The organism is Halalkalibacter alkaliphilus, assembly GCF_023555415.1.
GTDB lineage: Bacteria > Bacillota > Bacilli > Bacillales > Bacillaceae_D > Halalkalibacter > Halalkalibacter alkaliphilus.
In genome coordinates this window covers 13324-28189 of sequence record NZ_JAKRYL010000036.1, presented here as the reverse complement: position 1 = coordinate 28189, position 14866 = coordinate 13324, and the positions used below count along the sequence as shown (strand labels likewise).

The following is a 14866-nucleotide window of genomic DNA, read 5'->3' as shown; positions in this document are numbered from 1 at the left end:
AGGTAAATTTCTTTGACGAGATTAATAAATCTCTTTAATTCGCTTGGCTTTTGTTCAGTTTTCAAAGAACTCTTATGCGCTGTCTCATCAGCGACGTTCATTATCGTAACACAACACATCGTTCCACGCAATAATTTTTTTAAAAGTTTTTCGCGATCACCATCGAATCAAGAAGTCGTTCACGGCGACAAAAAACAATATATCACGAATACCAATTCTGCGCAATAGTTAATTTAAAATTAATTTTTGCGACTAGATTTAATAATCTACCATAACTTCACTAGATAATCAATTAAAAATTTAACCCCAAACGATATACAAAAATAGACCTTCCCTTTTAAATAAATCCCAACTTATTTAGACGCTGCCGCATTTAATCCAAATTAGCATTAATAAATCTAAACCTATTATTAACAAGATAATCTTTCGTAAGTGTGAGATTCATCACACCTTTACCGTTTTAAACAAACTACACTTATAAAAGAAGCAGGTTTGTATAAAGGAGAGTTATAACATGACTAAAATCACAAAAAAACTAGGCTTAATTATCATTTCAATGATGTTAGTATGCATTGCTACTATTTCATTTTCTAATTATAAGATTAGCTATGACAAGGTAAAAGAAGCGGCAGGAATTGAATTGTATGGTTGCGCTAACATCACAACCGGATTATTAGATACTGCTATCATTGACCAATTGGCGAATGGGGACTTTTCAAAAGCAACAGAAATGGGTGAACTTATTAGCTGGACTGTTCAACACAAGGACATTTTTAGTTCGCAATACATACTCTCTCTTAACGGAACAATTTTAGCTGCTGATAAAAATTTACAACAACAAGGTTTTACATATGGCGATTCCTTCTATATAGATGATGAAGCATTGCATCATTTAACGGTAATGAAACACCCAACCTATTCTGATGTTTACGACTTTGGGGATATGAAACGTCTTACAGGTTATGCCCCTATTTTTAAGGATCATGATCCAACACAAGAAGTGATTGCAATTAGCGCCATTGACTTTGATGCAAAAATCATTAGTGAACGAACGTGGTCAATGATCGGCGGTGGCATTTTAGTTGGAATGATTCCTGTATTACTTGTTGGCGTTATTACTATTTTGTTAATAGGGAGAACGATTCAGCCGTTAATCCGCTTGAATCAATATGCACAACAAGTGTCAGATGGCGATTTTACGATTGAACCATTAAAAGTCAAGCATAAAAACAGGCAAGATGAAATTGATGAATTAACGACCAATTTTAATGGATTCGTAACCAACTTTAAATCCATTCTAAAAGAAGTAAGTAAAAATTCTGATAGGGTGTTTGAATCATCTAAAATTATTTCGCAAGGGTCCGAACAAGTCAGCGCCTCAGTCGAAAAGATCTCACACCATCTGCAAGATGTGGCAAATGGAAATAAAACGCAAGCTGACAGCACCATTTTCATAGATACATCTGTATCGACGATCTCAAATGAATTTTCAACGATCGGAGAAAAAATCAAAAGAGTATCAGAATTATCAAATGTTACAACTACTCAAGCAAACAGCGGAAATGTCATCGTCGAGAAGGCGATTGGTCAAATGCATTCGATCAACGAACATACAGAAGTCACTGTTGATGTCATCTCAAAATTAAATGATAAGGCTAATGAAATTCAGCAAATCGTTTCTTTAATTACAGGGTTCGCAGAGCAAACCAATTTACTGGCATTAAATGCATCTATCGAGGCTGCACGAGCGGGAAGTCATGGGGCTGGATTTGCAGTCGTTGCTCAAGAGGTAAGAAAATTAGCCGAGGAATCAGGGAAAGCCACGACTCAAATCGCTTCTCTTATTAATGAAATTAAAAGTGAAACAAACACTGCCGTATCAGTAGTAGAAGATGGCAGCCAATCGGTTAAAGAAGGGTTAGCACTTGTAGAAAATGCAAGCAATTCCTTTAAAGAGATCTCTACTTCTATCTATGAGATTACAAATGATATTAGCGAAGTTGACAAACTTTCAAGTGAGATCAATCGAAATATAAAAGAAATTGCTGGCACTATCGAAGGAATTAAAACCATTTCCATAAAAAACGTTGAAAATGTTCAGCATGTCGCTCAATCGACGGAGGTCCAATCGGCTACAATGCAAGAAATCGTTGCTTCTATCAACAACCTTGTCCTCACAGCCGAAGCACTCCTCTCTGAAGTAAGTCGGTTCAAAACAAAATAAGATTTTTCACAAAACAGGGGCTGTCCAAATAGGTTACGATCAAACCATTGGAACAGCCCCTTTCACGCTATTTTCAAATATAAAAATCATTTGTTTGGTAAAACAGCATTCTGAAATAATAACAACTTAGAATTATTTTAGTATTTGCCGTAAAGCATTTAACAAAGACAACACAGAGAACCCATTAAATGTTAAGATATTTAATAGTACTATTAGAAAGTTCCAAACTAGAAGGAGTCATTATGAACCAGTATATAATAAAACGGAATAATATAAAGATAAGAGGAAACGGAACACAAACATTGCTTTTTGCACCTGGCTTCGGATGTGACCAAAGCGTATGGCACTCAGTAGCAAAAGCCTTCGAGGAAGACTATAAAATTATCTTATTTGACTATGTAGGTTCAGGGAACTCCGATTTACAAGCTTATGATTTAAATCGATATGGCACTCTTAATGGCTATGCACAAGACGTACTAGATGTATGTTCTGCATTAGACTTAAAAGATACCATTTTGATTGGACATTCCGTTGGCAGTATGATCGGTATGCTAGCATCACTAAAACACCCTGAGTATTTCTCTGACCTTATTATGCTCGGTCCCTCTCCATGTTATTTAAACGATCCTCCCCATTATTACGGAGGTTTTGAGAAAGAACAACTAACTGGTTTAATAGACATGATGGAGAAAAATTATATAGGCTGGACAACCCTTTTTGCGGGGACATTAATGAATAATACAGATCGCCCAGAAATCAAAAAAGAGTTAGAAGATCGTTTTTGTTCTACTGACCCAATTATAGCTCGCCAATTTGCAGAAGCGACTTTTTTCACGGACAACCGAAAGGATTTGCCAAACGTCACTGTACCGTCCCTTATATTACAATGCTCAGACGACATTATTGCTCCGTCTGTAGTTGGTGAGTATCTCCACCAACACCTTCCTTCTAGCACACTAATAAAGATGGAAGCAACCGGACATTGTCCTCATATGAGCCATCCTGAGGAAACAGTACAATTAATTGATCGTTATTTAAATAAAGCTCTACATATGGAACGGCAGACCGATAGAGGTGACCTTATGTAATGGATGAACATTTGAATAATGCACCCTGTGGCTTTCTAACTCTATCAGAAAATGGCAGAATTCTTGTAATGAATCAGACGTTACTTAACTTGCTTGATTACAGGCTTGATCAACTAAATGGAGAGCATATTAATTCCATTTTAACGGTCCCTGCCCAACTTTTTTTTCAGCTTTATTTTGTTCCACTAGTAAAATTAGAAAAAAAGATTGAGGAAATGCATATTTCTTTCCTATCTAATACCGGCAAAGAAATACCCGTTATTATTAATGCCCTTCCACGGAATAGAAATGGACAAAATCAAATAGATTGTGTTCTGTTTCCTATGCACAAAAGAAGTGAGTATGAAAATGAACTTCTTTTAGCGAAGAAAGAGGCTGAAGCAGCATTACTTGCAAAAGAGAAAGCAAATGCAGAATTAGAAGCTGCACTTAAAGATTTAAAGAGCAAACAAGAAGAACTCCTTGAACTAAACAAACAAAATCAAGCATATAAAATAAATACAACAAAAGAACTCGAACTCGCAAGAAAGATTCAAGAAACTTCACTAACCGAACCAATTGTCAACGATCAAATAAAAATAGAATCATTCTATGAAGCTTCCAATGAATTATCAGGTGATATTTACGGGTTTTATCAATTAGATCAACATCGCTATGGCATTATTCTACTTGATGTTATGGGGCATGGCATTTCTTCTGCATTGATCACCATGTCACTTCACTCTTTATTCCAACGACTCATCTCTAAAGGAGTAAAAACGGAGGCAGTAATGAAGGAACTCGATAACCACCTTCACCGTTTGTTTCAAAACAACAAGGAAGCATGGCATTACTGTACCGCTATCAATCTATTAATTGATACGAAAGAGAAAAAGATCGATTATATTAATGCTGGCCACCCACCTGCTCTTTGGCAGGATTCAAACGGAGAACTACATGAACTCTATTCTAAAATGCCTCCTCTTGGAACGTTTGAGGGGCTTGTCTTTAAGACCAACACCCTCCCCTATACAGATGGAGGAAGATTGCTTCTATATACAGATGGTGTCACAGACCCACTCGGCCCTGATCAATTAAACAACTTATTAAGGGACAACCAATCGATGTCTATTTCGAACCTAAAAGAAAAGATGAAACAGCTACTTTCAAACGAAATTAAAATGTATACGAAAAGTGATGATCAATGTTTTATTTTAGTAGACCTGACCTAACATATTATAAGATGCGAAAGCTTGGAATTTTAAGCTTTCGCCTTTTTTATACCATTAAAGTTGATTCCAATCTTTAAAAACAGGTTGGTAGTCTTTTTCATACAGAGCCTTGCATATGTCCTTTACACTACGTTTATCAGAAATCTCAAATTGATTTGTCCCCTCCACTTCAAGAGAGTAACCACCAACCTCTGTGGATGCACCTGCAGACATCCTTGTCACTCCAAGCGGGATTAAATGATCTCTTAAATCAGGGCTCTCTCTTGTAGAAAGAGTAATAGCCGATCGTGGGAGAAATAGGCGTAAAGCCATTAAACTCTGAACAAAGGATTTATCATTTACTTTAGATCTCGGCGAAAAACTCCCTAAGTTAGGTCGAATTCTAGGGAGTGATACCCCAATCTCTGTTCCTATGTATTTCGTTTGTAGATAGTCAGCATGCATCCCTGTAAAGAATACTTCCTTTCTCCAATTATCTAAACCCAGCAACGCACCGATATTCACACTACGAAATCCTGCCACGCAACCTCTTTCAGGAGTATCAAGACGGTAACGGTAATAACGCTTTGGCCCTTTCACGTGAAAATCTTGGTAAATATCCTCATTGTAAACTTCTTGATAAACGGTAACCCCATCCACACCAACTTCTTTTAGTTCTTTATATTCTTCTGTTTCTAGCGGATTAATTTCAATTGAAATAGATTCGAAATATTTCCTTAGCACTGCAACGGTATCCTTCATGTAAGACATAGAAGAGTGCCTCCTCGACTCCCCTGTTAAAATTAAGACATGTTTGATTCCTGTTCCTGCTATTTTTTTTGCTTCCCTCTCAATTTCCTCCATGGTAAGTTGCTGGCGCTTAAATTGATTCGTTACACTAAAGCTACAATACGTACAATGATTCACACAGTAATCAGAAATGTAGATCGGGTCAAATAACTGGATTGTTTTTCCAAAGTATTGAGCTGTTACTCTATGGGCTTTTTGAGCCAGATCTTCTAAGTTCTCCCCCGCAGCAGGTGATAAAAGCTTCAAAAAATCTTCTTTATTTAACACGTCTTTATGTAAAACCCTTAATACATCTTTGTTAGTTACCGAATCAAGAAAGCCTTCCAAGTCAAGTCCTTTTAACTCTTGATAAACGTGATAAAAACTCACTCTCGTATCCCCTCCTTCAATCACATTATGTCGATACGCTACCTCAACCTAAAAATCCTGTTAAAGGAGATGAAGCTCTAGCTTCTAACGCAGTCTCTCCCAGCCCACTTAAATAAGCAGCTCTCCCTGCTCTTACACTGTTTGCAAAGGCTCCTGCCATTGCAACCGGATCGTCAGAGGTTGCAATAGCCGTATTAACTAAGACTGCGTCTGCCCCTAACTCCATTGCTTCACACGCTTCAGAAGGTTTACCAATCCCTGCATCTACTACAATTGGAACTCTACTTTCCGCAATCATAATTCGGACTAACTCCTTCGTTCGAAACCCTCGGTTAGAGCCAATAGGTGAACCAAGAGGCATAACTGCAGCCGCTCCCACTTCCTCTAACTGTTTCGCGACGACCAAATCTGGACTCATATAAGGCAAAACAATAAACCCTTCCTTCACTAAGCTTTCCGTTGCTTTTAATGTTTCATAATTATCTGGAAGTAAATATTTTTGGTCTGGAATCACTTCGATTTTGACCCAATTCCCAAGCCCTACCGCCCTAGATAACTTTGCGATGCGAACAGCTTCTTCCGCTGTTCTTGCCCCCGAAGTGTTCGGAAGTAAAATCATGTTTTTTGGTATGGAATTTAAAATATTCTCTTCTGTTGAATGAAGATCAACCCGACGCATGGCAACTGTAATGACCTCTGCCATTGAGCTTTTCGCGACAGCAGGTATCAAATTATTATGATGAAATTTACCCGTCCCGATAAAAAGACGGCTAGTTAATATAACCCCACCAATCGTTAATTCATCTTTCATTTCGTTCCCCTCTCCTACTCTGTAATGAAATTGATGTACTGTATTAACTCTAAAGGCCTATTCAAAATGAGTCTGTAACATCTCTCACACTTTATAGTTTGTAAATTTTAAAAAACTCCGGATCGTCACTTTACCCACATAAAAAAACGAGCGATGTCTTCACCGCTCGTTTCGTCCAGATACATATAAAATTAAATTACACGCGTTGTAACAATTCCCTCTATTTCACTAATCTTCTCAACTAAACCAGGAATCACATCGCCATTTACTTTATCTTCGATGTCGATCATTGTATAAGCGTAATCTCCACGACTTCTGTTCACCATATCAGCAATGTTTAATTGATAATCTGAGATCGCTGATGTGATCTGTCCAACCATATTCGGAACATTTTTATGGAATGCAGCTACACGGCGCTTTCCTGTATACGGAAGACTAGCATTTGGAAAGTTAACTGAGTTTTTGATATTTCCCGTTTCTAAAAATTCCTTCACTTGGCGAGCTGCCATGATCGCACAGTTTTCTTCTGATTCTTGTGTAGAAGCACCAAGATGCGGAATCGGTACAGCATTTTTCATTTTCAACACATTTTCATTCGGGAAGTCTGTAATATACTTACCGACTTTTCCACTTTCAAGCGCAGCTTCAATATCCTTTTCATTCACAAGGCCATCACGTGAGAAGTTCAAAATTTGAACGCCTTCTTTCATGATGCTGAATGTAACTTCATTGAACATACCCTTCGTATCATCCGTTAACGGAACATGAACCGTAATATAATCAGAATTTGCAAATAACTCTTCAATTGACATGGCACGTTTCACGTTACGAGATAAGTTCCAAGCAGTATTAACAGAAATGAATGGATCAAACCCAATTACATCCATATCTAAGTCAAGCGCATCATTCGCTACAAGTGCACCAATCGCACCTAAACCAATAACACCTAACGTTTTTCCTTTAATTTCTTTCCCAACAAATTGCTTCTTACCTGCTTCTACAAGCTTAGGAACTTGATCGCCTTCACCTTCTAAAGACTTTGCCCATTCCACACCAGCAAAAAGGTTACGAGAAGACGCCATTAATGTCGTTAATACAAGCTCTTTTACCGCATTCGCGTTCGCACCCGGTGTATTAAAAACAACAATTCCTTGCTCTGTACACTTATCAACCGGAATATTATTTACACCCGCTCCAGCTCGAGCAATTGCTTTTAAATTATTGCCAAATTCAAGTGAATGCATGTTAAAACTACGCACAAGAACCGCATCAGGATTTTCGCTATCATTGTCGAGATTATAGTCATCTCTAAAAACCTTTAGTCCACTTTCTGCGATATTATTTAATGTTTTGATTGTTTTTACTTTTTCTAATGTTGTTGTGCTCATTTTGTTCTCTCCTTTTTGTCTGTATCTATTTCTATTTTAATAATACTTTCTTAACAGTTATTTCTTTGAATTAGGATATCGTTTTTTTGTTTGGACTATCCCCTTTCAAAGCAGAAAGAGGCAAGGGAGAAAAAAATTCCCTTACCTCTGCCCAGGCGAACGGCTAACGACACTATGTGCTCCCTCGCGGTGATCCGCGTTTCGCCAGTTACACATAGCCTTTAGATTTGTTTTGATCATAACATATTCGTCACAAGCCATCAAGGCTCAAATTTAAAAAGAGCATAAATATTCAGATAGATCATCTAATTAGAATCATATAGAGTAACTTATTCTCCTAAAAACAAAACGACCTCTCTAATGAGAAAGTCGCTTCATTAATAGATATTACATTGCCTAAATTCCAACCCTTATTTATCCCCTTTAAATGAGATCCCCTTAAGGAAGTATCGACTAAAGAACGCATAAATAATAAGAATAGGCATCGTAAAAACCATTGACGCTGCCATAATATAATTCCATTGCGTAATATATTGGCCTTTAAACTGATTTAACCCGACTGGCAACGTATACATTGCAGCATCCGACATAATGATTAACGGTCGCATAAAGTCATTCCATGATGCCATGAAGACAAAAATTGCTTGCGCAGCCAATGCGGGCTTGGCCATAGGGAGAACAATTCTGAAAAATGTCCCAAACCGCGAGAGCCCATCTAAAGCTGCTGCTTCTTCCAACTCTTTCGGGAAGTTAAGGAAGAACTGACGCATCATAAAAATGAATGTTGCGTTCACCATTGCTGGGATAATTAAGCCATGATACGTATTCAACCACCCTAAATGATTCAAAATCAAATAATTCGGGATCATTGTAACCTGACCAGGAATCATCAGGACAGCTAATATACAAATAAATAAACTTTTCTTCCCAGGAAAGCTTAGCCGAGCTAGAGCATATCCTGCCATCGAGTTAAACAATAAATTCAAAAAGGTTCCAATAACAGCAACAAATACACTATTAAATAACCAGCGCAAAAACATCGGCTGCTCTGCAATAATAAATCGAAAATTATCAAGCGTAAAATCTCTTGGAATGAGATTCATATTATGGGTCAATATTTCTTCTAAAGATTTAAAGGATGAAGATAACGCCCATAAAAATGGGAATAATGTAACAACCGCATAAGTAACTAAAATCGTATAGACAACGGTTTTACCTACCCCTAATTTTTTCACCATGATAGATCCTCCTTACTCCATTCGGATTGAGCCAAACAAATACATTTCATATCCTGACTCTTAATAGAATGTTTCCTCTTTTGATAACTTACGTTGAATTAAAGTCGCAGTTAATATGATAAAAGCTAATCCGAATGCCAACGCTGCAGCATAACCCATTCTTCCTGCCGAATCAAAAGCATATTGATAAATTAGTAAGACAACTGTAAGCGTCGAGTTACTCGGCCCACCAGAACCTCCAGAGAAAATATACGATTGATCAAATAATTGAAAGGTCCCAATAATCCCCATAATAATCGCAAAAGAAGTCACCGGTCGCAATAGCGGAACTGTTACATGCCAAAACTTTTGGATCGGTCCGGCTCCATCAAGTTCAGCTGCTTCATATAAAGAATCTGGAATATCTTGAAGAGCAGCTAAGTAGATCACCATAAAAAACGGTGCCGTTGCCCAAATATTCATAATCATAATTGCTGTTAAAGCAACCGATGGGTCATTCAACCAGTTATAAGTAGGCAATCCAAGAAATGCCAGCATTTGGTTAAATGCACCTTCTTGATTGTACATCCACATAAAAATTAACGTTAAGACAGCGGAGGACGTTAACGTTGGTAAGAAGTAGATAATTCGAAACCACTTCTCGCCCTTCATACCTGCGTTTAACGTTGCCGCTAAAAATAGAGCTAACATCGTCTGTATCGGAACTACAATAATGACATATTTAAATGTATTCCATAAGGCAATCCCTGCCCTGTAATCATCTGAAATTCTAACAAAGTTACTAAACCCAACAAATTCGAAGCTCGTTCCCCCTAACAACTGGACACGATGAAACGATAAAAAGACAGCATATAATATAGGAAGTAATACGAATACACCAATAACAAGCAATGTCGGTGCCATAAACATATAACCCTGCCCTGCTTCTCTTAATGCTCGTTTAGAATATTTCATTCCATATTTTTTGCCCGCTTTCTTGGTCATTGTGGGAGAATTGCTGTTTTGCTTGGCCATATGTATATCTCCTTTCCTTGCAAAAACAAGGGGAAGGGAGAGAGTTCTCCCTTACCTTATTAATCTTCAATTTCTCTGTTTGCAACACGCTCTGCTTCTTCTAACGCTTCATCTAGCGGACGCTGTCCCAAAAATGCACTTAAGAACTCATTGTTAAAGTTGTTATAGATAATTGGTAAGTTTGTATCATCCGCCCAAACTGTTGCGTAACCTGTAGCTTTTGCAAATGGACCTCTGATTTCATCATCGAATAATCCTAATTCATCTGATACGGACGTACGAGTCGGAAAGGCGAAGCCGGCTCCTGCCCAAAGTTCCATTCCTTCTGGCCCTGTTAACCAAGAAATAAGTTCCCAAGCAGCTTCTTTTTTCTCGGAGTCTTTATTCATAACATAAGCAACCGTATACGCCATCGATCCGTTTTCTCCATCAATCGTTGGAATTTCTGCCGTATTCCAATTAAGGTTCGGGAATGTTTCTTCTAAGAAAGAGATAGTCCAGTTCCCTTCAAACATCATAGCTGTTCGACCTTGACCGAACATTTCTCCACCCCAATCAGCACCAACATCACTAGGGGCGCCAGCAATATCACGCTGCTTCATTTCAATAATCGGTTGTAATGCCTCTACGACACTAGGATCACTAAAGCTAGCTAGATTGTCTTGCGTTACGCTGCCACCTTTGGCTTCTGCAATGAACATAAGACGCGCTAAATCTGCTACAACCCCAAAACCATATTGTCCTGTAGACTCTGTTAAAATTTCTGCATACTCTTCAAGCTCTTCCCATGTTTCCGGCGGGCCTTCAAGACCTGCCTCTTCAAACATATCTTCATTGTAGAAAAGCGCTAACGTCGATGTATCCTTTGGCAATCCATAAAGTGTACCATTTTGCGTAAACGCATCGATCAACGGCTCCTCAAAATCGCTAACATTAAACTCATCTGTTATATAATCATCTAACGGCTCTAATACCCCTGTTTCCATTAAAGCTGGTGCCTCGAATGCCTCTAGAAAGAAAACATCTGCTGCATTACCACCAATTAATCTCGTCCGAAGAACATCCATATATTGATCTGCCACGATATCAAGATTCACGGAAATATGAGGGTGATTCTCTTCAAACGTTTCAATTATTTCTTCAAAAATACGCTGCTCTGCCGGTGAAGACCCCCATCCACTCAATGTGATCTCCACTACATCATCCGCAGAACCGTTCTCACCATTACTACTGCCACTATCTCCTGAAGAGCAAGCTGCTAGCAAACTACCTGCTACGAGTACACTAGTTAGTCCAATAGATCTCATCCATTTTTTCATATAAATGTCTCCCTCTTACTTTAGATTAAATAATCTGACCTTCTTTGCTTTCGATTACTTCACAACCAGTTGTATTTTGAAGAATCTCAAGTTTACATACATCATTTTCCTTTTTCACGCGAAGAGAAAGTGTCCCTTGACCAATTCTCATGTTCTCGATTTGTAATTCATTCATTCCCTCTGGCAAATGAGGATTTACATTGATTTGTTTATTCAAGCAGTTCGGGAATAACCCAAGCATCGCTTGCACAAATACCATTGGTGTTCCTGCAGCCCATGCTTGTGGTGAACATGCAACAGGATATTTAACCGCTTTGCCAACTGCATCGTATCCACAGAATAATTCTGGCAGTCGATCATATTCAAACGAATCAGCCGAGTTGATCAACCCATTCATCACTGTTGCTGCATGACCTTGATTTTTCGTCTTACTCATACCAAGGATAATCAAGCTATTATCATGCGGCCAAACGGTCCCGTTATGATAACTCATCGGATTATAACCAGCTTCGTCTTTCCCCATCGTACGAATGCCATAACCTGAGAACATTTTGTCTGAAGTAAGCATGTTACTTACGATTTCCGCTTTATTTTCATCTAACATTTCAGCAAATAAAACATGACCAGGGTTCGACGTAATCGTTCCAACTTGATTCTTATGTTTATCTAGCGCCAACGCGTAGAACTGCACATCTTCCATCCAGAATTCCGCTTCAAATTTTTCTTGTAATGTAGATGCTTCCTCACTAAGTCGGTTAGAGGCTTTTTCATTTCCTAGTACTTGATAAATTTCCGCGATTCCCTTTTTCGCTTGGAACACATACCCTTGAACTTCAGATAATGCAATTGGAGTTTCCCCGAAGTTTCCATCTCGATGGACGATTGAATCTCCAGAATCCTTCCATCCTTGATTCGCAATTCCTTTTGCCGCTTCTTGATGATATTCAACGAAAAGATCTCCGTCTCGGTCGCCATATTGATCAATCCATGTAAGAGCACGTTCTACATTGCCTTCAAGCTCTTTAAATAGTTCAACATCACCTGTCCACTTTACATATTCAGTTAATAGAACTAAGAAAAGCGGTGTCGCATCAATGGTTCCATAATAAGGAGCGAAAGGAATTTGATTTGTATTCGCTAATTCTCCAAAGCGGATTTCATGCATAATCTTTCCTGGCTCTTCATCTCTCCAACTATCCTTTTTCTCACCCTGTTTAGCTGCCATCGTTAACAAAGTCCCTTTGGCAACCTTAGGATTAAACGGCAGCATTTGCAGAGCTGCAATCAAACTATCTCGACCAAACGGAACCCCAAACCACGGAAGACCCGCAACAGGGAATTGCCCATAACCAAGGTCCGTTAATAACACACGCAAGTCTCCAATTCCTCTATTCAATAAGCGTTGGAATGTCGGATGGTCTGATTCAACCTTTGTTGTTTCCTCTGTCCATGTCTCATACGAAGACTTCAACTTAGAAAGAGCTTCTTCATGATTATAAACAACTAGCTTTTCGTCACCTGTTTCAGGAGAAAATGTAAATACGATTGTTTTTTCTTCTTGGTGATCAAGGGAAAGTAAGAAATGAATATCGCCAACTTCAGTTACTTTCGTTGCTTGTTCATCCCAAGAAACAATAGACTTACGATGGATATCATCAGCCCCCGTATATGTAAAAGTGAGGGTGTCTTCATCAACGATCGTTTCCCCTCTGCTACCAAGGTCTCCATTTTGGAATCCTCTAACGATAAACATGTCACTGAAATCAGCATCCACATGAAGGCTGACATCAAATGTTGCAGGCTTCGGATTGTAATTTTTCGCTGTAATGACTTCATAACAAACTCCACCGTATATGAAGCGTTTTCTTTTTAGTTCAATTGATTCCCGCCAAAGTTCAACCTCGCCATTCTCTTCTAAGTGAGGGTTTGTTAAAATCATCTCTGCTACATAATTCTCATCAGCTTCAGATGAAAGAAGAATCGGCTCAGCTCCGTTAATTCTCAAATCTAACTTACTTAAAAACCTTGTATCTTTCGTATATAACCCCGGTCCATACGGGTGATTTAATGGGATATTTCCTTTTTCATCCGTTAACAAAAACAAATCATTTTCTTTAATTACTCTATAGTTCATACTTTTCCCCTCCGACTGTAGTATTCCCAAAACGTTCAACCTTATAGACCGAAACGTTTCGGTTTCTCTATAAAAAAAATCATTTCGGCTCAGCCGTTGTATTTCTAATAATTAGCTGATTATCTAAAATGACTTTTCTATTCGCTTTATTTCCTTCTAACATATCAATAAGCAATTTGGCTGCTTTAAACCCAATTTGGTATTTATTTTGTTCAACCGTTGATAACTGCGGTTGAACATATTCAGCAAGAGTGATGTTATCATATCCTACAATTGATAACTCCTCTGGAACAGCAATCCCTAGCCGTTTAGCCGCATTCATCACCCCAAGTGCCATTAAATCACTTGCACAAAAAATCGCCGTAACCTCAGGATGCTCGTTCAAAAATGAATAAGCAACTTTTTCTGCTTTTTCTTCGAGAAACTCTCCATTTAAGACGTACTCCTCTTGAAAAGCAATCGAAGCTTCTTCCAATTGCTTCTTGTATCCTTGCAATCTTTTTTGACTGACAACAGCTTGATTATGACCATTCATTATAGCAATGTTACGGTGACCAAGGTTTGTTAAGTGCTTAACTGCCATTTGAGCTCCAAATACATTATCTGTAGAGACAAATCCCACATTTTCTCCTTCTATTTCTACATCAATAAGGACACATGGGATATTGCTATCAATGACCTCTTTTAAGTAAGGATCATCAATTTTAATTCCTTGCATAATGACTCCTTCAACTTGCCTTTCACGACAAAGCTGACTGTAACTTTTTGCTTTTTGTTTAGCAGAGTTGGTACTAAAAAGGATCAGATCATACCCTTTTTCCGAAGAAGAATCATTAATCCCGCACATAATTTCGTATGTGAACATATCCTTTGCTCCAGAGAGACTCAGTTCTGATACAAGTAGGCCAATTGTTTCGGTTTTGCTTTTGACTAAACTACGTGCAACAGCATTTGGACTATAATTTAGTTCTTCAGCAATGCTTTTAATTTTAGCTCTTGTTTTTTCATTCACATCATTATACCCATTTAAAGCTCGCGAGACCGTTGTAACCGATACTCCTGCAGCTTTTGCTATATCTTTTATTGTAGCCATCGAAAATCCCCCAAAACGTTTCGGTTGCTGTTACAATTATTACTTTACACATTTCTGAAAATGTTTTCAAGAACTTTTTTTATAAATTCCTTTTTTATTTTGAATCATTTATAAAAAGTATGGGTTTATAAGATATATAAATATCATAATGAAGCCTACTAATATAACAGTAGGCTTCTTAGTTCACG

11 protein-coding genes and 1 riboswitch are annotated in these 14866 nt (G+C 38.1%); of the genes, 3 read left to right on the top strand and 8 right to left on the bottom strand.

The annotated features are described in order from the left end of the window. The first annotated feature begins 514 nt into the window (after positions 1 to 514). The 3 genes from MF646_RS21550 to MF646_RS21540 all read left to right on the top strand — a co-directional run bounded on the left by MF646_RS21550 (position 515) and on the right by MF646_RS21540 (position 4523). Entirely contained in the window at positions 515 to 2224 is a 1710-nt protein-coding gene (locus MF646_RS21550; protein ID WP_250098563.1) for a methyl-accepting chemotaxis protein, read from the top strand. Positions 2225 to 2466: 242 nt separating this feature from the next. Then, complete coding sequence (locus MF646_RS21545) at positions 2467 to 3312, top strand: alpha/beta fold hydrolase (RefSeq protein ID WP_250098562.1); 846 nt, start codon at positions 2467 to 2469, stop codon at positions 3310 to 3312. Continuing rightward, positions 3312 to 4523 (top strand): SpoIIE family protein phosphatase, encoded by a 1212-nt coding sequence (locus MF646_RS21540; protein WP_250098561.1) that lies wholly within the window; start codon positions 3312 to 3314, stop codon positions 4521 to 4523. The genes MF646_RS21545 and MF646_RS21540 overlap by 1 nt, the downstream gene beginning before the upstream one ends. Positions 4524 to 4577: 54 nt before the next feature. On the opposite strand, the gene thiH is transcribed toward MF646_RS21540, so the two are convergent. From thiH to MF646_RS21500, 8 genes are all read right to left on the bottom strand, one after another. After that, positions 4578 to 5681 carry a 2-iminoacetate synthase ThiH gene (thiH, locus tag MF646_RS21535; RefSeq protein ID WP_250098560.1) on the bottom strand — a complete coding sequence of 368 codons (1104 nt, stop codon included), beginning with the start codon at positions 5679 to 5681 and terminating at the stop codon, positions 4578 to 4580. 43 nt (positions 5682 to 5724) lie between these two features. Beyond that, the gene (locus MF646_RS21530; protein ID WP_250098559.1) at positions 5725 to 6492 is read right to left on the bottom strand and encodes a thiazole synthase; all 768 of its coding nucleotides are present in this window, start codon (positions 6490 to 6492) and stop codon (positions 5725 to 5727) included. A gap of 191 nt (positions 6493 to 6683) precedes the next feature. Next, on the bottom strand, positions 6684 to 7880 hold the full coding sequence (locus tag MF646_RS21525; protein WP_250098558.1) for a phosphoglycerate dehydrogenase: 1197 nt from the start codon (positions 7878 to 7880) through the stop codon (positions 6684 to 6686). A 142-nt stretch (positions 7881 to 8022) separates the two neighbouring features. Continuing rightward, positions 8023 to 8102, bottom strand: a riboswitch (ZMP/ZTP riboswitch). A gap of 188 nt (positions 8103 to 8290) precedes the next feature. Beyond that, entirely contained in the window at positions 8291 to 9118 is an 828-nt protein-coding gene (locus MF646_RS21520; protein ID WP_250098557.1) for a carbohydrate ABC transporter permease, read from the bottom strand. Positions 9119 to 9178: 60 nt separating this feature from the next. Continuing rightward, positions 9179 to 10072 (bottom strand): carbohydrate ABC transporter permease, encoded by an 894-nt coding sequence (locus MF646_RS21515; RefSeq protein ID WP_250098564.1) that lies wholly within the window; start codon positions 10070 to 10072, stop codon positions 9179 to 9181. 119 nt (positions 10073 to 10191) lie between these two features. Next, the gene (locus MF646_RS21510; RefSeq protein WP_250098556.1) at positions 10192 to 11451 is read right to left on the bottom strand and encodes an ABC transporter substrate-binding protein; all 1260 of its coding nucleotides are present in this window, start codon (positions 11449 to 11451) and stop codon (positions 10192 to 10194) included. A 25-nt stretch (positions 11452 to 11476) separates the two neighbouring features. After that, positions 11477 to 13585: an amylo-alpha-1,6-glucosidase gene (locus MF646_RS21505; RefSeq protein ID WP_250098555.1), complete on the bottom strand. Its 2109-nt coding sequence runs from the start codon at positions 13583 to 13585 to the stop codon at positions 11477 to 11479. 79 nt (positions 13586 to 13664) lie between these two features. After that, on the bottom strand, positions 13665 to 14678 hold the full coding sequence (locus tag MF646_RS21500; protein ID WP_250098554.1) for a LacI family DNA-binding transcriptional regulator: 1014 nt from the start codon (positions 14676 to 14678) through the stop codon (positions 13665 to 13667). Positions 14679 to 14866: the final 188 nt, after the last annotated feature.